Annotated in this window: 18 protein-coding genes; 9 read left to right on the top strand and 9 right to left on the bottom strand. The window is 70.1% G+C overall.

All coding sequences use genetic code 11. The features are described from left to right. Positions 1–396: 396 nt before the first annotated feature. Positions 397–951: an N-acetylmuramoyl-L-alanine amidase gene (locus LQ771_RS11040; RefSeq protein ID WP_231349463.1), complete on the bottom strand. Its 555-nt coding sequence runs from the start codon at positions 949–951 to the stop codon at positions 397–399. A gap of 66 nt (positions 952–1,017) precedes the next feature. Between LQ771_RS11040 and LQ771_RS11035 the strand changes: the two genes are divergently transcribed. Continuing rightward, complete coding sequence (locus LQ771_RS11035) at positions 1,018–1,536, top strand: alpha/beta hydrolase (protein ID WP_231349462.1); 519 nt, start codon at positions 1,018–1,020, stop codon at positions 1,534–1,536. Then, entirely contained in the window at positions 1,533–3,722 is a 2,190-nt protein-coding gene (gene rlmKL / locus LQ771_RS11030; RefSeq protein ID WP_231349461.1) for a bifunctional 23S rRNA (guanine(2069)-N(7))-methyltransferase RlmK/23S rRNA (guanine(2445)-N(2))-methyltransferase RlmL, read from the top strand. The genes LQ771_RS11035 and rlmKL overlap by 4 nt, the downstream gene beginning before the upstream one ends. A 3-nt stretch (positions 3,723–3,725) precedes the next feature. On the opposite strand, the gene LQ771_RS11025 is transcribed toward rlmKL, so the two are convergent. Further along, positions 3,726–4,739 (bottom strand): YncE family protein, encoded by a 1,014-nt coding sequence (locus LQ771_RS11025; protein WP_231349460.1) that lies wholly within the window; start codon positions 4,737–4,739, stop codon positions 3,726–3,728. Between the two features lie 129 nt (positions 4,740–4,868). Between LQ771_RS11025 and LQ771_RS11015 the strand changes: the two genes are divergently transcribed. Further along, the gene (locus LQ771_RS11015; RefSeq protein WP_275045638.1) at positions 4,869–5,363 is read left to right on the top strand and encodes a GNAT family N-acetyltransferase; all 495 of its coding nucleotides are present in this window, start codon (positions 4,869–4,871) and stop codon (positions 5,361–5,363) included. Positions 5,364–5,396: 33 nt separating this feature from the next. After that, positions 5,397–5,894 carry an acyl-CoA thioesterase gene (locus LQ771_RS11010; protein ID WP_231349459.1) on the top strand — a complete coding sequence of 166 codons (498 nt, stop codon included), beginning with the start codon at positions 5,397–5,399 and terminating at the stop codon, positions 5,892–5,894. Here the strand turns inward: LQ771_RS11010 and LQ771_RS11005 are convergent. From LQ771_RS11005 to LQ771_RS10995, 3 genes are all read right to left on the bottom strand, one after another. Then, positions 5,866–6,957, bottom strand: a complete 1,092-nt coding sequence (locus tag LQ771_RS11005) for an acyltransferase family protein (RefSeq protein WP_231349458.1) — start codon at positions 6,955–6,957, stop codon at positions 5,866–5,868. The genes LQ771_RS11010 and LQ771_RS11005 overlap by 29 nt on opposite strands. 88 nt (positions 6,958–7,045) lie before the next feature. Further along, positions 7,046–7,636, bottom strand: coding sequence for an NADPH-dependent FMN reductase (locus tag LQ771_RS11000; RefSeq protein WP_231349457.1), 591 nt, complete (start codon positions 7,634–7,636; stop codon positions 7,046–7,048). Positions 7,637–7,652: 16 nt separating this feature from the next. Next, entirely contained in the window at positions 7,653–8,243 is a 591-nt protein-coding gene (locus LQ771_RS10995; protein ID WP_231349456.1) for a LysE family translocator, read from the bottom strand. 94 nt (positions 8,244–8,337) lie between these two features. On the opposite strand from LQ771_RS10995, the gene LQ771_RS10990 reads away from it, so the two are divergent. After that, on the top strand, positions 8,338–9,237 hold the full coding sequence (locus LQ771_RS10990; protein ID WP_231349455.1) for a LysR substrate-binding domain-containing protein: 900 nt from the start codon (positions 8,338–8,340) through the stop codon (positions 9,235–9,237). A gap of 312 nt (positions 9,238–9,549) precedes the next feature. Here the strand turns inward: LQ771_RS10990 and LQ771_RS10985 are convergent, their stop codons facing one another. Both LQ771_RS10985 and LQ771_RS10980 read right to left on the bottom strand, forming a co-directional pair. Further along, entirely contained in the window at positions 9,550–11,040 is a 1,491-nt protein-coding gene (locus LQ771_RS10985) for a S10 family peptidase (RefSeq protein WP_231349454.1), read from the bottom strand. 185 nt (positions 11,041–11,225) lie between these two features. Next, positions 11,226–13,100 carry a DEAD/DEAH box helicase gene (locus LQ771_RS10980; protein WP_231349453.1) on the bottom strand — a complete coding sequence of 625 codons (1,875 nt, stop codon included), beginning with the start codon at positions 13,098–13,100 and terminating at the stop codon, positions 11,226–11,228. Positions 13,101–13,277: 177 nt separating this feature from the next. Here LQ771_RS10980 and LQ771_RS10975 point away from each other — a divergent pair, with 177 nt between their 5' ends. Next, positions 13,278–14,474 (top strand): GGDEF domain-containing protein, encoded by a 1,197-nt coding sequence (locus LQ771_RS10975; RefSeq protein ID WP_231349452.1) that lies wholly within the window; start codon positions 13,278–13,280, stop codon positions 14,472–14,474. Between the two features lie 70 nt (positions 14,475–14,544). Here the strand turns inward: LQ771_RS10975 and LQ771_RS10970 are convergent, their stop codons facing one another. Further along, positions 14,545–14,970, bottom strand: a complete 426-nt coding sequence (locus LQ771_RS10970; RefSeq protein ID WP_231349451.1) for an OsmC family protein — start codon at positions 14,968–14,970, stop codon at positions 14,545–14,547. 143 nt (positions 14,971–15,113) lie between these two features. Between LQ771_RS10970 and LQ771_RS10965 the strand changes: the two genes are divergently transcribed. Further along, positions 15,114–15,389: a GNAT family N-acetyltransferase gene (locus tag LQ771_RS10965; RefSeq protein WP_231349450.1), complete on the top strand. Its 276-nt coding sequence runs from the start codon at positions 15,114–15,116 to the stop codon at positions 15,387–15,389. Between the two features lie 76 nt (positions 15,390–15,465). Continuing rightward, positions 15,466–16,146, top strand: a complete 681-nt coding sequence (locus LQ771_RS10960; RefSeq protein ID WP_231349449.1) for a DUF1345 domain-containing protein — start codon at positions 15,466–15,468, stop codon at positions 16,144–16,146. Between the two features lie 96 nt (positions 16,147–16,242). Here the strand turns inward: LQ771_RS10960 and LQ771_RS10955 are convergent, their stop codons facing one another. Further along, positions 16,243–16,725, bottom strand: a complete 483-nt coding sequence (locus tag LQ771_RS10955) for a YajQ family cyclic di-GMP-binding protein (RefSeq protein WP_231349448.1) — start codon at positions 16,723–16,725, stop codon at positions 16,243–16,245. A gap of 87 nt (positions 16,726–16,812) precedes the next feature. On the opposite strand from LQ771_RS10955, the gene LQ771_RS10950 reads away from it, so the two are divergent. After that, on the top strand, positions 16,813–17,988 hold the full coding sequence (locus LQ771_RS10950; RefSeq protein WP_231349447.1) for a BaiN/RdsA family NAD(P)/FAD-dependent oxidoreductase: 1,176 nt from the start codon (positions 16,813–16,815) through the stop codon (positions 17,986–17,988). The last annotated feature ends 88 nt before the right edge of the window (positions 17,989–18,076 follow it).

Raw genomic sequence — 18,076 nt, 5'->3', positions numbered from 1 at the left:
CCTTTGGCGCCCGAGTCACTTTCTCTTGCTTGCCCAAGAGAAAGTAGCCAAAGAGAAGGGCACCCCGATGGCGCGCCCTTCGGGTACGCGGGCGGGTGGCGGGGTTTTTCGACGGGGCTCCTGCCCCGACGAAAAACTGGCCGGCGTCCTGCCGGCCACCCTGCGGGCTGATCCGCCACCCGCCCGCCGCGCCATAGGGGAGTGGGGAAGAGCAGCGCGCTTCCTGCGCGCACTTTTTAGAGGAGCCAAGGCGAGAGCGGAAAGCAGGAGCGAAGGGCAGGAGCGAAGGGCAGGAGCGAAGGGCAGGAGCGAAGGGCGTGGATGTGCGGCGAACCGGCTCCCTCTCCCCTCCGGGGAGAGGGTTGGGGTGAGGGGGGGGCTCGCGGGAAATCCCGGTCAGGCCCGGAACCGCTCCAACCCGCACGCCGGAACGATCGCGTCCCAAGGGAACAGCGGACCCGGATCGAGCTTGCGCGGCACCATCACCGCCGGGTCGTCGCTGGCCGGCACGCGCGCGGTATCGAGATCCTCGTGGCCGGCGATGGCGCGCAGGTGGGGGAATTCCTGCCGAAGCCGGGCAAGCAATTCACTCAATGCCGCGATCTGCACGTCCGGATACCGCTCTTTCATCATCTGGTTGCCCGCCGCGAACCAGTCCGGATAGCGTCCGCGGTTGACCAGCTCGATGCCGATCGAATCCGCATTGCGTCCCCGCACGTGGTGGGCGATACGCGTGCCCGGCACGTAGCGCAGGATCGCCCCATCGCGGTCGATGTAGTAGTGCCCGCTGTTGCCGGCTCCGCTTTCGTACAGCACCTTCTCGCCGTACTCCCGCGCGGTGGCCAGGTCCGGCAACTCGGTACAGTGGATCACCACTAGCGTCACCGCGTCGGCGGCCCGCTCCGGCAGGCGGTCGACGTAGGGCAGCGGCAGGTCGGTGATCGGGGACATGGAAGGGAAGTCTCGCACGGCACCGGCTATCATGCGCGGTCCCACGGCGGTCCGGAGTTCCGAGCGATGCGCGGCACGATCCTTCTTTCGCACGGCTCCGACTCGAGTCCGGAAGCCACCAAGGTCAGTGCGCTTGCGGCATTGGCCGAGGCGCGCGGCTGGCACACGCAGCGGCCCGACTATCGCGCGGACGACGCGCGCGGCCATGCGGCGGCGGTGGCACCGCGACTGGCACGCCTCAACGCCGCGATCGCGGACTGCGCCGCGCCGCCGGTGCTGGCCGGTTCCAGCATGGGCGCGTTCGTCTCGGCGCTTGCCTCGCTCGAACACCCGGTCGCCGGCCTGTTCCTGCTCGCCACGCCCCCGGCGATCCCGGGCGTCGACACCGCACTGGACGTGCGGCAGGACGTGCCTGCGCTGCTGATCCACGGTTGGCGCGACGAGCTCTGTCCGGTGGACGGCATCTGCGAATTTGCCGCGCGCCGCCGGTTGCCGCTGCTGGCGCTCGATGACGACCACCGCCTGAGCGGCAATCTCCCGGCGATCGAGCGCCAGTTCGCCCTCTTTCTAGATACGCTGGCATGAGCCATTTTTTCGCCACCTGCCCGAAGGGCCTGGAATACCTGCTGCGCGACGAACTTCTCGCGATCGGCGCCGATGAGGCGCACGAGTCGCTCGCGGGCGTGCGTTTCAGCGGGACGCTGGAAACCGCCTATCGCGCCTGCCTGTGGTCGCGCCTGGCCAGCCGCATCTTGCTGCCGCTGGCCGAGTTCGACGCGGCGGACGACGAAGCGCTCTACGCCGGCGTGCAATCGATCGACTGGTCGGCCCACCTGGCGCCGCACGGCACGCTGGCGGTCGATGCGCACACCGCGCTGAGCAAGCTCACGCACAGCCAGTTCATCGCCCAGCGCGCGAAGGATGCGGTGGTCGACCAGTTCCGCCAGCGCGAGGGCGCCCGGCCGGGCGTGGACACCGAGGAGCCGGATATCCGCCTGAACCTGCGCCTGAAGCGCGACCGCGCCACGCTCTCGCTCGACCTGGCCGGCACCCCGCTGCACCGGCGCGGCTGGCGCGAGCAGCAGGGCGAGGCGCCGCTGAAGGAGAACCTCGCCGCGGCGATGCTGCTGCGCGCGCACTGGCCCAAGGTCTACGCCGACGGTGGCGCGTTGCTCGATCCCATGTGCGGTTCGGGCACGCTGCTGGTCGAGGGCGCGCTGATGGCTGCCGACGTGGCGCCGGGCCTGCGCCGCGAGTACTTCGGCTTCCTTGGCTGGAAACAGCACGACATCGCGCTGTGGCGCGGTCTGCTGGACGAGGCGAGGCAGCGCGCCGAGGCAGGCCTGCGTACCCTGCGCGCGGCGTTCTTCGGATCCGATGCCGATCCGCGCATGGTGCAGACCGCCAAGCGCAACGCCCAGGCTGCCGGCGTGGCCGGCTTCCTCACGCTGGAGAAGCACGACGTCGCGCATGCCGCGCCGCCGCCCGGCCAGGCCAGCGGCCTGGTCATCACCAACCCGCCCTACGGCGAGCGCCTGGGCGACCGTGCGCAGATGCCGCAGCTCTATCGCACGCTGGGCGACGCGCTGCGCACCCGGTTCACCGGCTGGCGCGCCGCGGTGCTGGCCGGCGACGCCGAGCTCGGCCACGCGCTGGGCCTGCATGCGGACAAGCGTTACGCGCTCTACAACGGCGCGCTGGAAACCGTACTGCTCACCTTCGACCTGAGCCCGAAGGACACCGCCCCGCGCGAACGCAAGCCGCTCTCGCCCGGCGCGCAGATGCTGAAGAACCGCCTGGAAAAGACCGTACGCCACCAGCGCAAGCGGCTCGCGCGCGAAGGCATCTTCTGCTGGCGCGCGTACGACCAGGACCTGCCCGAGTATGCCGCGGCGATCGACGTCTACGGCCGCGCGGATGCCGGGCCCTGGCTGCACGTGCAGGAGTACCGGGCGCCTGCCGACGTTCCGGTGGAGGTGGCGCGCACGCGCCTGCGCGAGATCGTGCGGGTGGCCGGCGAGGTATTCGGCGTGCCGCGCGAGCGCATCGCGCTGAAGACGCGCGAGCGCGGCAAGGGTGGCGCCAAGTACGGCCGTTTCGACCAGCGCGGGGAGTTCCACGAGGTGGAGGAGGGCGGCCTGGGCTTCCTGGTCAACCTCACCGATTACCTGGATACCGGCCTGTTCCTCGATCACCGGCTGGTTCGCGCGAAGCTGCGCGAACTGGCGCGCGACAAGCGCTTCCTCAACCTGTTCGCCTACACCGCCACCGCCAGCGTGTACGCGGCGGCGGGCGGCGCGCGCGACACCACCAGCGTGGACCTCTCCGGCACCTACCTCGAGTGGGCCTCGCGCAACCTGGCGCTCAACGGCTTCACCGGCGCGGCGCACCGGCTGGTGCAGGCCGATGCCACGACCTTCCTGCACCAGGACCGCGGCCACTACGGGTTGATCTACGTCGACCCGCCGACCTTCTCCAACTCCAAGCGCGCCGAGGACTTCGACGTGCAGCGCGACCACGCGGCGCTGCTGCTGGCCTGCGCCGATCGCCTGGCGAGCGACGGCGTGGTGGTGTTTTCCAACAACTTCCGGCGCTTCAGGCTCGACGTGACCGCGCTGGAGGAGCGTTTCACCATCGAGGACTGGAGCGCGGCGAGCATCCCGTTCGATTTCGCCCGCCGCGCCGACATCCACGGCTGCTGGCTGTTGCGCCTGCGCGCGCAGGCCTCGCCGTGGGAAGACAGCATCCGCCACCTCCATGGCCGCCGCTAGGCTTCATCGACGCGCATCGTCGGGCTCGGTGACCCGCAGCACCGGCTTGCCCCTCCAGTCTTTCAGCGGGAAGTAGGCCCGGTGCGTGACCGGATCAACCGCCACCACGTGCGCGTTCGGACCGAGCGTGCCGCGACCCAGCGCGCGCACCTGCCGGCCCCTGACCTCGAACAGCGCCACCACACCCGATTCGCTGGCGACGTAGAGCCAGCCGCGGGCCGGATCGAAAGCGAGCACATCCGGCTCCCTGCCGACCGCGAAGGATGCGGCCACGCGCCGGCCCGCCAGGTCCAGCACCAGCAGCGTGGCGTTGTCCTCGCAGCCGATGAAGGCCAGCCGCGCGGGCGCGTCGATGTAGAGACCATGGTTGCCCTGGGCGCCAGCCAGCCGGATCCGCGCGACGACCTTGTCGGTGCGCGGGTCGATCTCGACCAGTTCGGCGCGGGTCTGCACGTTGGCGAAGATGTGGCCAGACGCTTGGTCGTACTGCGTGTTGCCTACCTCGCCGCCGAGCGGAATCGTCCTCATCGGCCGATTGCTGCGTACGTCGATCACCGTGTCGCTGCGGCCGTGCTCGTTGGAGACGTACAGCTTGTGTGCCCGTGGCGCGTAGGCCATGCCATCGGGATAGTCGCCCGTGGGTATCCGCGCAACGATCTTCAGGCTCGCCGCGTCGATCACGACCACCTCGTCGGTACCGGTGGCGGTGGCGTAGATGCGCCCCAACCGGGGAACGGCAAGCACGCCATGGACCCGGCTCAGGCCCGGAATGTCCGCGACCACGCGCTGGCGGCGCGTGTCGAACACGGTCACCACGTTGTCACCCAGATGGGCCAGGAACAGGTGGTGATGCGAGGGATCCAGGCTGGCATAGTCCCAGCGCGTCGCATGGCCGGTAAGCGGCACGTCGGCGACCGTGGCCAACGGCAGGCGTGATGCCGCAGAGACAGGCGAGGCCAGCAGGGCCATGGCCATGCTGGCCAGGGCACGCGTGAGGCGAGGGACTCGCAAGGGCATGGCGGGCCTCCGTGGGCGCTCGGCTCCTGCGTGTAATCCCCGCGGCGCCATCGTGGCGTGTATGCATGCCTTCCGGCTGCCAGCCGCTTCGGGTGCAAACTGTCGGCCCACCCGGACGGAGAGGTATGCATGCCCGCTCCGACCCTGAAGCTGCGCCTCGCACGGCCCGAAGACGCGCGTGCCGTCAGCGTGCTGGCGCGGCGGGTGGCGCGCCGCTGGATCCTGCCCGACCAGTCGCGCCTGGCCGGCCAGGCGCTGCTGGCGCGGCTGGGCACCCGGGCCTTGCGCGAGCGCATGCGGGAGGGCCAGCGCTTCCACCTGGCCTGGCTGGACGAGGTGCTGGTGGGCATCGCCGGGATGCGTGACGACAGCCACCTGGTGCAGTTCTTCGTCGGCACCCGCTACCAGGGCCATGGCATAGCGAGCCGCCTGTGGCGGCGTGCAATGGCCGATGCGGTGCGCCGCGCCGGCACGCGCAGGTTCACCCTCAACGCCACGCGCGTCGCGGTGTCGGTGTACGAACACCTGGGATTCGTCGCGACCGGACCGGAAGGGGTCTCGCCCGCAGGCGTGCGTACCACGCCCATGGCGCTGGAACTCGACCGCTTGCGCATGCGGGCATAATCGGCCGCTGCCATCGACCTTCCCAGGATTGCCATGCCCGGCCACCAGAACGAAGTCACCTTCCGCTTCCTCGCCCAGCCCACCGACGTCAACTTCGGCGGCAAGGTGCACGGCGGCATGGCGATGAAATGGATCGACCAGGCCGGCTACGCCTGCGCCGTGGGCTGGAGCGGTGCGTATTGCGTGACCGTGTCGGTCAGCGGCATCCAGTTCATCGCGCCGATCCTGATCGGCGACCTGGTGACCGTGCGGGCGCGGCTGATCCACACCGGCACCAGCAGCATGCACCTGGCGGTGGACGTGCTGGCGCAGGACCTGCGCAGGGGCGAGCAGCGCCTGGCGACCAGTTGCGTGATGGTGTTCGTCGCGCTGGACAGCCCCGACGGCAAGCCCACGCCGGTGCCGCGCTGGGAGCCGCGCAGCGACGAGGATCGCCGCCTGCAGGACCACGCACGGCGGCTGATGGAACTGTCCAGGACGATGGAGCAGCAGGTCGCCGCGCTCAGGCCCGCGGTCGCACCGGAGACTTGAGTTCCCCGGCGGCCGGCACCCGCCACAGGAACCGTTCCAGCCACCGCGGACTGGTCAGCGGGCCGAGCAGGCGCTCGGCCGGGACGCTGGACAGCAGGCGCACCAGCAGCCACGCGACCAACAGCAGCGCCACTGCATTCGTCGCGGGTGTCCAGTGCGATTCCACCCACGCAAACAGGCCGGCGGCCACCGCGAACTTCACGATGAAGCCGTGCGCGAGGTACGCCTGCAGGCTGCGCCCGCCGGCCGCCGTGACGGCGAACGCGCGACGCGGGACCAGGACCAGGAATGCCGCACTGCCGGCCACGCCGGCGCCCAGGCGCAGCAGGCGCCACAGCGTGCCGGCGGCATCGTCCACTCCCAGCGCCGCGTAACCGTTGCTCCCGTAGAGCCAGCGCGGGTCCGGCACGGCGCTGGCCGCCCCGCCCAACGCCAGCAGCGTGATTACCGCCAGCGCGCACGCCAGCGGCCCGTGCAGGCGCTCGCGCCACGCCGGCGCATACCGGTGCCCGATCAGGAAGAAGGGAAAGAACGACGCGGTGCGCGAGAGCGACATGCGGTAACCCACGTCGTCCGCCCAGCCGGCCATCAGCGCGAACAGGCAGGCCAGCAGGAGTGGGTGGCGCAGGCGCATGAACAGCGGCAGCAACAGCCGCCACGCCGCCAGGCTCGGCAGATACCAGAGCAGCCAGTACGGCGTGGTGACCCCCGTGGGCCCCGCATCGGGCCAGCCGGGGGCCTGCGCCGCCAGCGCATACAGCGCCTGGAACAGCAGGTAAGGCAGCAGCAACTGGAAGGCGATCCGCTTGAGCAGTTTCAGGTCCACCTCGGTCCGCGCCACCGCGCCGGACAGGAAGGCGAAAGCCGGCATGTGGAACAGGTAGAGGAACCGGTACATCGTGTCGATCGCGGCAACGCCGCGCAGCGGCTCCAGGCTGTGGCCGAACACCACCAGCGTGATCAGTGCCAGGCGCGCGTTGTCCTTCCAGGGATCGCGTACGGGAACGGTGGATGGCGTGGGCGCGGCAACGAGGCCGACGCCCTGTCGAAACCAGGGGGACATGCGCCCGAACCTAGCATCGGGAGGGTGCAGGGGACGTCCCGGCGAGGCTGTGCGTACATGGTCGGTTCACGGCCGGTTTGGCGGGCGGTCATGCCACGTCCGGCAGCCGGTCGTCGGGCGTGACGCGATCGATCCATCCGGCGAAGCTCTCCATGAACCGCGACAGCGAGGCCTGCAGGGCCGGGTCGCACAGCCGCCCCCGCGCGTCGAAGCGCTGCTCCGCATGGGCGACGAACAGGGTCGGCGAAGGCATCACCAGCGCGCCGCAGGTGTGCAGCACCTGGCGCAGCGATGCCTGCGCCAGCCGTGTTCCCCAGGGACCGCTGCTGGCGCCGAGCACCGCGACCGGGAGATCGTCCAGGACCTGCCCCTCGCGCGAGAGCCAGTCCAGTGCGTTCTTCAGCACGCCGGGCAGGGCGTGGTTGTACTCCGGCGTGGCGATCAGCAGGCCGTCGGCCGCGGCGATCGCCTCGCGCAGCCTGCGCACGCCCGGCGGGCCGCCGGGCGTGGCCAGCTCCTGGTCCTCGTCGAACAACGGCACCTCGGCCAGCGTCTCGTAGAGATCCATCGTGGTGTCGGCCGGCACCGACGTGGCGGCTGCGTGCAGCAGGTGGCGATTCCAGGAAGCGCGGCGCAGGCTGCCGGCAAGGCCGAGGATGTGGGGCGGACGATGGGTCATGGCGTTCTCCGGTAGCTCAGAGGTCAAGGAGCAGCAGGGCCGCGCTGGCCAGCAGCAGTGCCCCCATGGCGGAATCGATGCGGCGGCGCGAACGCGCGCGTGCCAGGTGCGGCGCGAGCACGCGGCCGGCCAGGCTCCACGCCAACAGGCAGGTCAGCGGAATGGCCGTGAACAGCAGGACGAGCGGGAGATAACCGGCCGGGCCGGTGGCCGGGCGTGCGGCCACGAGCGCCAGCACCATCGCCCAGCCCTTGGGATTGAGGAACTGGAAGCAGAACAGCCCCAGCACGCCCGTCGGCAGGACGTCGGCAGGGAGGGGTGCCATGCCCCGTGCGTTGCCGAGCAGGCGCAGGCCCAGCCAGGCCATGTAGCCTGCGCCGGCGACGGCAAGCACCGCGCGCAGCGTGGCGTGCGTCGCCAGCAGTGTGCCGGCGCCTGCCACTACCACGGCGAGCAGGGCGAGTCCGCCGAGCACGATGCCGACGATCGCGCCCGCCGTCGCCTGCCGGTCGCCCCGCCCCGCCTCGCGCAATACGACCAGGTTGTTCGGTCCGGGCGTGATCGCACCGGCCAGCAGCAGGCCGGCGGCAGCAAACAGGTCGTGCATGGCGTTCCTTGGCGTCACTGCCACCTGGCAGCGCCCACAGCATGGTGGCGGCCGATGGTCGGTGGCGTGGCCGCTATGGTCTAGAATTCCGACCATGGACATGCCGCTCAACGCGTTGCGCGCCTTCGCCCTGGTCTACCGGCACCGTGGCGTGCGCGCGGCCGCGCGCGAACTGGGCATGGCCCACTCGTCGGTGAGCCGCCACCTGGGCGAGCTGGATCGCTGGCTGGGTGTGCCACTGGTGCACGCCGGCGCGGGTCGCGCGGGACTGGCTTTCACGCCGCAGGGGGAGGCGCTGGGTCGCGCCGTCTGCGCGGGCCTGGCCGAGATCGAACGGGCGGTGGCGATGCTGCGCGAGGCGCGCCCCGCGCATGCGGTAGCGTTGTCGACCACGCCTTCGTTCGCGATCCGCTGGCTGCTGCCGCGGCTGCCCTCGTTCGAAAAGGCGCATCCGAAGACCGAACTGTCGGTGCTGGTCGACCAGAAGCTGGAGGATTTCGCCGACGGGCGCGTGGACCTGGCCGTGCGCATGGGGCACGGGCCTTGGCCAGGGCTGCACTGCGAGCCGCTGATGGACGATGCGCTGTATCCGGTGATGAGCCCGGCCTACTGGCAGGATCACGGCCGCCCCTCGCGACCGGCCGAGCTGGCCGGGCTGCGCCTGCTGCATGATCGCGATCCGCAGGCGGCCTGGGAGCTGTGGCGGCACGAACACGGGCCGGCGCGCCTCCCGCTGCAGGGCGGCGCACGCTACGCCGCCTCGGACCTGGTGCTGCGCGCCGCGCAGCAGGGGCAGGGCGTGGCGCTGGCCCGCCATCGCCTGGTGGCCGACGAGCTGGCCGCCGGCACGCTGGTTCGCCCGTTTGGTGCACTTGAGGTACCACTGGGGCCGGCATACTGGATCGTGCGCGCAGACGCAGCCCGGCCACGCCCCGCGCTTGCGGCCGTCATCGACTGGCTGCGCTGGCAGTCATCCGCGCCCTGGCAGGGCTAGCGGCAGCGTGGCCGAGCGCCGTGCTTGCCGCGATGGGGATCGACCGGCCTGGCGGCAACAGCGAAGTGCACACGGGGCGCCTGCGCCGCCGCGGCGACCCGGCCGCGGCCGGGCACCGACGTTCGCCCCGGGGCGGCAGCCCGGTCCACCACGGTGCAGGCAAGCATCGCCGGCAGGCCGGCATGGGCCTGCCCCAGGGTGGCGCGTGGCACCGGGCGCCGGCTCCGCACGGGTGCCTGCCGGCAGGCTCCGCGCCGGGCCCTGTCGACAGCGTCGGGCGAGGCCCCCGGGAAGGGCCCTGCGTCTTCGTGTTCAACGCACGCCGTAGAGTGCCTTGACGTCCTTGAGCAGCGCCGACTGGCTGTCCGGGCGGGCGTAGAACATGTGGCCGCCTGGGTAGTTCTTCACCTGCACGCGGCGCGGGTCGCCCATCGGTGGCATCTGGTCGACGATCAGCACCGAGGCCATGAAGGGGCAGGACAGGTCGTCCCAGCCATGCGCGATCAGCACGCGCAGGCCCGGATCGTTGGCGACCGATTCGCGCAACTGCGAGACCGAGCCTTCGATCGCGTCGTCATCCTCGTGCCAGAGCTTGTTCACTTCGTAGCTCAGTGCGTTGTAGCGGCCCGAATACTTCCAGCCGACGGTGCGCGTGACGAAATCGACCATCGCGGTGGTGGTCGGCGCGATGATGCCGTTGAGGATCGGGTCGCCGGTGCGCTGGCGCGGCGCGTAGGGGAAGGGATCCCAGGCGGTGACGTTGGAGTCGTAGCGGCTGCCCAGCTTGCCCTCGGCGCGGTAGACCTCGCGCAGGTAGGCCTGGGTTTCCAGGCGGCCGCCCGAGCGGCGCACGAACAGCGGGTCAAGGCCGGTCAGCTCGGTGACCTTCCTGATCACGCGTTCGGTCGCCCGCGGATCCGAGCGCCCGCGCATCAGGTCGACGGCGTACTCGCCGCGGGTGTACTCGACCACCTGCGCCATCGCCTCGGGGGTCAGCCTGTGTTCGCGTTCGAGGTGCGCCGCGGCGATCGAGGGCAGGGTCAGCATCCAGGGCAGCGGCGAGACGTTCTCGTCGTTGGAGGCCGCCGGGTCGAGATAGGGCGAGACCAGCACGACGCCCTTCATGGCCACGCCCAATTGCGTCTGCAGGTAGTCGGTGATGCGCGGGCCGCGGAAGCCGCCGTAGCTCTCGCCGACCAGGTACTTGGGCGACTGCAGGCGGCCGCTCTTGACCAGCCAGTCGTAGACGATCCGCGAGAGGTACTTGATGTCGCTGTCGGTGCTGTAGAAAAGCTTGGTGGCCTTCTTGTCGTCCACCAGCGCGCGGCTGAAGCCGGTGCCGACCGGGTCGATGAACACCAGGTCGGTGAAGGGCAGCCAACTGCCGGGGTTGTCGTGCAGGGTGGCCGGGTCGGAGGGGTTGTCGCCCTCGACGCCGAAGTCCACGCGCTTGGGACCGATCGCACCGAGGTTCAGGTAGACCGAGGACGCGCCCGGGCCGCCGTTGAGCGCGAAGGTCACCGGGCGGTCGCCGCCGCCCATGGTGTAGGCGGTGTAGACCACTTCGGCCACGGTGTTGCCCTTCTCGTCGCGCACCGGCAGCGAGCCGACGGTGACGGTGTACTTGAGCGTGCGGCCATCGATCTGCGCACTCTGTTGTACGTGCGCGTCCGCGGGGAAAGGCGGCAAGTGGTAGTCGCCGTGGCTGGCTTCGGTGTCGGGCTTGTCCGCGGCGAACGCGGGGGCGGCGAAGCCGGCCAGCAGCGAGGCGGCCAGCAAGGTGGCCTGGAGGGTCTTGCGCACGGTGGATTCCCCTGGGGCGTAAAACCCCCAGCCTAGCGGCTGCAGCACGGGCGGGAGTGTGCCCAAAGGCATGGGGGCTGGCTGACGCTCCCGTAGGAGCCCACTTGTGGGCGATGCTCCGGTTTGAAACATCGGCAAGAGCATCGCCCGCAAGTGGGCTCCTACGGTGGCGCGCAGGGAGCGGTTCAGGCCGGCAGGGCGACCAGCTGGTCCTGCACCTGGTTGATTGCATCGCGGATGCGCTTGCTGAACACCGAATCGAGGTGGTGAATGAGCAGCAGCCGTTCGGTGGCGCGGGTCATGGCCACGTAGAGCAGGCGCGCCTCCTCGGCCTCGTCCTTGCCTTCCTTGGGCAGCGAGCCCAGGCCCGGGACGATCACGAACGGGAACTCCAGCCCCTTGCTCGAGTGCATGGTGACAAGCTTGACCGTGTCGCCGACGGCGAACAGCGCCCCCTTGCCGCGGCCCTCGGCCAGCCTGGCCGGGATGCCTTCGCGTTCCAGTGCCTCGGCGAGCTTCTCGCCTTCCCACTGGTTGCGGAAGATCACCGCCATGTCCGACCAGGGTCGCCCATGCGCGCTTTCGTCGCGCAGCTGCGCGATCAGCACGGTGAGCTGGGCGGCCGCGGTCTCGACCCGGATCAGCTCCGGCACCGGACCACGGCGGCCGGCGCTCTCCGGGGCGATGAGCGGCACGCCGTCCCCGTCGTCGTCGCGCTCGACCAGCAGTTCGTTGGCGAACCCGCGCGCCACGGCCAGGATCTCCAGCGTGTTGCGGTAGTTGAGCTTGAGGATGGTGGTGCGACCCTGTGCCTGGATGCCCAGGCTCTTCCAGCTGACATTGCGCCGGTCCGCCTTGCCGTAGATGTTCTGCGCGTCGTCGTAGAGCACCAGCAACGAGTTGGTCGCCGGGTCGATCATCTGCACGATCAACCGGTACCAGTCGGGCTCGAAGTCGTGGCCTTCGTCGACCAGAACCGCGCCGTACTGGAAGCGCGGGATCTGGCCCTTGTCGACGCCGGCGATCACCCGCTCGACCATCTGCTCGAAGAAGCCGTCCGACCCTTTCGGCGGCAGTTCCACGTGGTAGGCCGTGAGCATCTTGTGGCACCACTTGTGGAAGTTGTAGACCTGCACCTTCTCGGCAAGCCCGCGCTCGCCGATCAATTGCTCCAGCCGCGCGGCCAGTGTCTTGTTGTAGCAGAGCACCAGGATCGGCCGGTTCATCGCGCGCGCCAGTTGCATGGCGCGGAAGCCCAGGATCATGGTCTTTCCGGAACCGGCGACACCGTGGATGATCCGGTGTTCGTCGCCGAGCGACCGCGCCAGCTGTTCCTGCTGGGCGTCCATCACCTTGACCAGCTCGGGAATCTGCAGCGGGCGCACCGCCGCGTCGGTCGGGCCGAACAGGCCGAACTGGCCGCTGCCGGGCTCCACGCGCAGCTCGGGGAACAGGTGCCAGCGCACGCGGTCGATCTGCGGCAGCGTGAGGGCCACCGGGAAGGCATGCGGAAACATCGCCCACAGCCGCTCCTGGAAATCCTCCGACTCGACCGATTCGTAGAACTCGTCGCGGCAGATCGCCAGGTGCGCCGGGATGACCGCGTCCAGCCCGCCGTCCTCGAACTGCTTGCGGCTGATGTTCGACAGCACCACGCCCCAGGCCCACGGCATGATGTTCTTGCCGGCGTGGCGGTGCCCGGCGGGGTAGCGCAGCGCCGGGTCGCGCTCCAGCACCACGCCGATCTCCAGAGCGTAGGCGCGCGCCTGCAGCAGCGGATGGTTCTCCTTCACCAGGCCGCGCTCGGTGACCAGGGTGAATTGCGTGCTGTCGGCGTGCTGGATGGTCTCGGCCTTCCAGTCCTTAACCTGCAGCACCAGCAGGCCGCGGCGCGGGTGGAACACCACGAAGTCCGGGCGGCGCTGCTTCAGGCCCACCGGCACGTCGTACCAGAGCAGGTAGTCGTCTTCCAGCTTCTGTTCCAGCCGCTCGGAGAAGCGCTTCTCGCCCGCGGTCATGCGCGCCAGGCAGCTGTTGCGGGAGGGGATCAGGGTGGCCATGCCGCGTCCGTTGGGCGTTTTGCTTGGAAAGTAGCGGACTTCACTGCGCTGTCAACGCTAAAGTCGAGCCAGCCAGCGCCGATACCACGGGCGAGGACATGGCCAGGGAGCGCCGTCGCGGGCACGCGCGTCGAAGCGGCCGTTGTCATGTCCTACCGGGCGCGGGGAGAGCCCAGCATGCCCATGCACATTGAAACGTTGTCCCTGATCAGTGCCGTGCAGTCGCTGGCGCTGGCCATCCTGTTGTGGGCCGGCACCCAGGGCGGCTCCGGGTCGGCGCGCACCAGCCTGAAGATGCGCGCTGGCGCGCTGGCGGTGGAATCGGCGGCCTGGGGGATGCTGGCGGCGCAGGCGTGGCTGCACCCGGCGCAGCTCCTGCTGGGCGGCAACGCGCTCAACCTGGTGGCCCAGGGCATGTCGGCGGTCGCCCTGCGCATGTTGCTGCGCGAGTCGCTGCGTTGGCGCACGGTGCTCGCGATCGGCGTGGTCGGCTGGCTGGGCGTGGCCTGGTTCGGGGTCATCGACACGGACTATCGCCTGCGCGTGCTGTGGGGCTCGGCGGCGATCATGGCCGACATCGGCCTGCGCATGCAGGCGTTGCTGCGGGGCGGCCTGCGGCGCAGCTCGCGGGCGCGCCGGGCGTTGCTGGTGATGTGCTCGGCGTCCGCGCTGCTGCTGGTGTGGCGCAACGGCCAATTGTGGTTCGACTTCAATCCGCCGGCCGACATCATCCAGCCGGACACCGTCAACTACATCTACGTGCTGTTGTCGGGCATGCAGCCGATGTTCCTCAGCATCGGCTTCCTGCTGCTCTACAGCGAGACCTTGCGGAGCGAGTTGCACCAGCTGGCACGGGTCGATTCGCTGACCGGCGTGAAGAACCGCCTGGCGCTGATCGAGACGGCCACCCAGTTGCTGTCCCACGCCCATCGGGTGGGACGGCCGCTGGGCGTGCTCATGATCGACGCCGACCATTTCAAGAGCATCAACGACCGTTTCGGCCACGGCGGCGGCGACAAGGTGCTGCTGGCGCTGGTGGGCAGCATCCGCGGCACGCTGCGTGCGGGCAACGCGATCGGCCGCATCGGTGGCGAGGAATTCGTGGTGCTGGCGCCCGACACCGGCCTGGAGCAGGCGATGGTGCTGGCCGAGCGCATCCGCCGCACGATCGAATCCACGCCGCTGCTGGTGGAAGGGCATCTGCTGCAACTGACCGTGTCGATCGGTGCGGCAGCGGCCGAGCCCGGCGCGCAGGAGGATGTCATGAACCTGCTGCAGCGCGCGGATGCGGCGTTGTACGCCGCCAAGCATGCCGGGCGCAACCGGGTGATGGCCGCCGATCCGGCGCTGGCGGGGAGGCGCCTGCTGGCCTGATGCCGGGTGGGCGCAGGGCGGGCTTCAGTCCGGCTTCCCGCGCGGCCGCGGGCCGAACCCCGACCTGCGGTCAGCTTTCCAGCGCCGCGTCCAGCGAGATGTCGGCGCGCAGCACCTTGGATACCGGGCATCCCTGTTTGGTCTCCTGGGCGATGCGCTGGAACGTGTCGGCATCGGCACCGGGCACGCGGGCGCGGCAGTTCAAGGCGATGGCGGTGATCGCGAAGCCCTCGCCCTGCTTGTCCAGCGTCACCTGTGCGCGGGTCTCGATCGACTCCGGCGTCAGCCCGGCGTTGCCCAGGCCCAGCGACAGCGCCATCGAGAAACAGCCGGCCAGCGCCGCGCCGACCAGCTCCTCCGGGTTGGTGCCCGGACCGTCCTCGAAGCGAGACTTGAAGCCGAACGGCGCCTCGCGCAGCACGCCGGTCTGGGTGGAGATGGTGCCCTGGCCGTCCTGCAGGCCGCCGGACCAGGTGGCGGAGGCGGATTTCTTCATGGCGGATATCCCTTGGCTCGGATGGACGGGCCAGTGTGGGCGCGCCGCCATGCAGGAAGCGCGAACGCACGCCGGCGTCAGCTTCACAGGCGTTTTTCCGCGCCAGGCCGTAAGCTCACGGCTTTCCATTCCCGAGCATCGGCATGAGCTTCGACATCCGGCACGACCCTGCGGCCCGGCGTTTCGAAACCGTGGTGGACGGCCAGCATTGCGAACTGGATTATCGGCTGGACGACCGGGTCATGACGATCACGCACACGGGCGTGCCTGGCGCGGTGGAAGGCCGCGGTATCGCCTCGGCGCTGACCCGGGCGGCGATGGAAGCCGCGCGTTCGGCCGGCTGGACGGTCGTGCCCGCCTGCGCCTATGCCGCCTCCTGGCTGCGCCGGCATCCCGAGTTCGCCGATCTGAGCGCCTGAACGGGCGCGTGCGCCGTTGTGCCCGCTGAGTGGTGTCGGCCACACTGGCGCCGGCGCGGCAGTCGCAGGAGGCCCGATGAGCGGTTCCCATCCCCAAGGCACCCGGCCTCGCGGTCACGGGGTCTACCACGCATTGCGCGCGCGGCCCTCGCTGGTCGCCGGCGGTGTCATGTTGCTGGTGGTGGCCCTCGCCGCATGGGGGCTGGGCATGCATCCGGCGCCGGCGTTCCTGCTCGGCTTCGACGCGGGGGCGCTGTCGTTCATGGGCCTGCAGTTGCGTGAGTTCCACCAGGCGACGCCGACCAGCATGCGCGAGAAGGCGCGCCGCGAAGACACGGGGCGCTGGGGCATCCTGTGGAGCGGGGTGGCGATCTCGACCGTGGTGCTGGTGGCGCTGGGCACCGAACTGGAGGCGGGCAAGACCGGCGGCCTGCTTGCGATCGTGGTGGCGACCGCGAGCATCATGCTCAGCTGGGGCTTCCTCAACACGCTGTTCGCGCTGCATTACGCGCACGGCTATTACGGCGAATACGGCGAGCAGCACAAAGGACTGGACTTCCCCGGCGGCGGTGAACCGGACTACTGGGACTTCGCCTATTTCGCGGTCGTCGTCGGCATGACCTTCCAGGTCTCGGACGTCCAGGTGAGCAGCCGCGAGTTGCGCCGGATGGTGCTGGTGCACGGCGTGATCGCGTTCTTCTTCAACGTGTTCATCGTGGCGGTCAGCGTGAACATCGTGGCGGGGCAGGGTTCGTAGCTCCCGGGCGGACAACGGCTGCAGGAGCACCCCCGGGCGCGTCCGCGGACATGACGGTCGCCCCCAGTGGCAACAGGAGCCACGCCGACGACGTCGTCAGTCGCGGAAGTTGTCGAACTGCAGCGGCAGCTCCATGTCCGACTTGCGCAACAGCGCCATCGCCAGTTGCAGGTCGTCGCGCTTCTTGCCGGTCACGCGCAGCTTGTCGCCGTTGATCTGCGCCTCGACCTTCAGCTTGGCGGCCTTGAGCTCCGCCACCAGCTTCTTGGCTACCGGCTGCTCGATGCCCTGCTTGACGGTGATCTTCTGCCGCGCGCCGGCCAGGTTCACTTCCGGCTCGCCCACGTCCAGCGCACGGATGTCGATCTTCCGGCTGGTCAGGCGGCCGCGCAGGATGTCGAGCATCTGCTGTAGCTGGAAGTCGCTGGGGGCGCGCTGGGTAATCACGTAACCGTCCAGTTCGAACACCGCATCGGAACCCTTGAAATCGAAGCGGTTGGCCAGCTCGCGGTTGGCCTGGTCGACCGCGTTGGTCAGTTCGTGCTTGTCCACTTCGGAGACGACGTCGAAGGAGGGCATGGCTGGCACCTTGAGGGTTGGGAAGCGGAAAGTGTAAGCGCTCGGCGATAATGCGCGCCGACGCCCCGTGCGCGCTTCCCTCGATCCATGAAAACCGACGTCCTCATCATCGGCGCGGGTGCCGCCGGCCTCATGTGCGCGATCACCGCCGGCCAGCGGGGGCGGCGCGTGCTGGTGCTCGACCACGCGAACAGGCCGGGCAAGAAGATCCTGATGTCCGGCGGCGGGCGCTGCAATTTCACCAACCTGGGCGTGACGCCGGCCCAGTACCTGTCGGCGAATCCGCACTTCGCCAAGTCCGCACTGGCCCGCTACACGCCGGCCGACTTCATCGCACTGGTGGAGAAGCACCGCATCGCCTACCACGAGAAGGAACTCGGCCAGCTGTTCTGCGACGACTCCTCCAAGCAGATCGTGCGCATGCTGCTGGACGAATGCGCGGATGCCGGCGTGCGGGTGGAGACCGGCTGCGCGGTGGAGCGCGTGCGCCATGGCGAGGCCGGTTTCGCCGTGAGCACGCCGCGCGGCGAAGTGCATGCCGAGGCGCTGGTGGTGGCAAGCGGCGGCCTGTCGATCCCCAGCATGGGCGCGACCGGATTCGGCTACGAGCTGGCACGCCAGTTCGGCCATGCCGTGCGCCCCACGCGCGCCGGACTGGTGCCGCTGACGCTGAGCGGCAAGCACCAGGAGCATTACGCGGACCTGGCCGGCGTGGCGTTGCCGGCCGAGGCGCGATGCGGGCGGCAGGCGTTCCGCGCGGGGTTGCTGTTCACCCACCGCGGCGTGAGCGGGCCGGCGATCCTGCAGATCTCCTCCTACTGGCAGCCCGGCGCGGAGCTGCGGCTGGACCTGCTGCCCGACCGCGACGCGGCCGATTGGCTGCCTGCGCAGCGTGCGGCGCGCCCGGCGGTGGAGCTGAAGACGGTGCTGGCCGACGTGCTGCCCAAGCGGCTGGCGCAGCGCCTTTGCGAGCTCGACTTCGGCAACCGGCCGATGCGCCAGTACCGCGAGGCGGAGCTGGCCGCGATCGGCGCGCGTCTCAACGACTGGCTGCTGGTGGCCAGCGGCACCGAGGGCTATCGCACCGCCGAGGTGACGCTGGGTGGCGTCGACACCGACGGGCTCTCCTCCAGCACCATGCAGTCGAAGCTGGTGCCGGGGCTCTACTTCGTCGGCGAGGTGGTCGACGTGACCGGCTGGCTGGGCGGCTACAACTTCCAGTGGGCGTGGGCGTCCGGGCGCGCGGCCGGCCAGGTGGCATAGCGGTTCGCGTGTCGTCAACGCGGTGCGTGATGGACTGCGGGCTTCGGCTTCGCCATCCGGTTCCTCCCTCATCCGTCCGGGCCCGGCC

Source organism: Frateuria soli (assembly GCF_021117385.1).
In the GTDB taxonomy this organism is placed as follows: domain Bacteria; phylum Pseudomonadota; class Gammaproteobacteria; order Xanthomonadales; family Rhodanobacteraceae; genus Frateuria_A; species Frateuria_A soli.
The sequence above is the reverse complement of the archived record's forward strand: the minus strand, read 5'-3'. Positions and strand labels throughout refer to the sequence as shown.

Coding starts and splice junctions, on each gene's coding strand:
- LQ771_RS11040 (WP_231349463.1), bottom strand. CDS start 951: ATGTCCCCGATCACCGACCTGCCGCTGCCCTACGTCGACCGCCTGCCG.
- LQ771_RS11035 (WP_231349462.1), top strand. CDS start 1,018: ATGCGCGGCACGATCCTTCTTTCGCACGGCTCCGACTCGAGTCCGGAA.
- rlmKL (WP_231349461.1), top strand. CDS start 1,533: ATGAGCCATTTTTTCGCCACCTGCCCGAAGGGCCTGGAATACCTGCTG.
- LQ771_RS11025 (WP_231349460.1), bottom strand. CDS start 4,739: ATGCCCTTGCGAGTCCCTCGCCTCACGCGTGCCCTGGCCAGCATGGCC.
- LQ771_RS11015 (WP_275045638.1), top strand. CDS start 4,869: ATGCCCGCTCCGACCCTGAAGCTGCGCCTCGCACGGCCCGAAGACGCG.
- LQ771_RS11010 (WP_231349459.1), top strand. CDS start 5,397: ATGCCCGGCCACCAGAACGAAGTCACCTTCCGCTTCCTCGCCCAGCCC.
- LQ771_RS11005 (WP_231349458.1), bottom strand. CDS start 6,957: ATGTCCCCCTGGTTTCGACAGGGCGTCGGCCTCGTTGCCGCGCCCACG.
- LQ771_RS11000 (WP_231349457.1), bottom strand. CDS start 7,636: ATGACCCATCGTCCGCCCCACATCCTCGGCCTTGCCGGCAGCCTGCGC.
- LQ771_RS10995 (WP_231349456.1), bottom strand. CDS start 8,243: ATGCACGACCTGTTTGCTGCCGCCGGCCTGCTGCTGGCCGGTGCGATC.
- LQ771_RS10990 (WP_231349455.1), top strand. CDS start 8,338: ATGGACATGCCGCTCAACGCGTTGCGCGCCTTCGCCCTGGTCTACCGG.
- LQ771_RS10980 (WP_231349453.1), bottom strand. CDS start 13,100: ATGGCCACCCTGATCCCCTCCCGCAACAGCTGCCTGGCGCGCATGACC.
- LQ771_RS10975 (WP_231349452.1), top strand. CDS start 13,278: ATGCCCATGCACATTGAAACGTTGTCCCTGATCAGTGCCGTGCAGTCG.
- LQ771_RS10970 (WP_231349451.1), bottom strand. CDS start 14,970: ATGAAGAAATCCGCCTCCGCCACCTGGTCCGGCGGCCTGCAGGACGGC.
- LQ771_RS10965 (WP_231349450.1), top strand. CDS start 15,114: ATGAGCTTCGACATCCGGCACGACCCTGCGGCCCGGCGTTTCGAAACC.
- LQ771_RS10960 (WP_231349449.1), top strand. CDS start 15,466: ATGAGCGGTTCCCATCCCCAAGGCACCCGGCCTCGCGGTCACGGGGTC.
- LQ771_RS10955 (WP_231349448.1), bottom strand. CDS start 16,725: ATGCCCTCCTTCGACGTCGTCTCCGAAGTGGACAAGCACGAACTGACC.
- LQ771_RS10950 (WP_231349447.1), top strand. CDS start 16,813: ATGAAAACCGACGTCCTCATCATCGGCGCGGGTGCCGCCGGCCTCATG.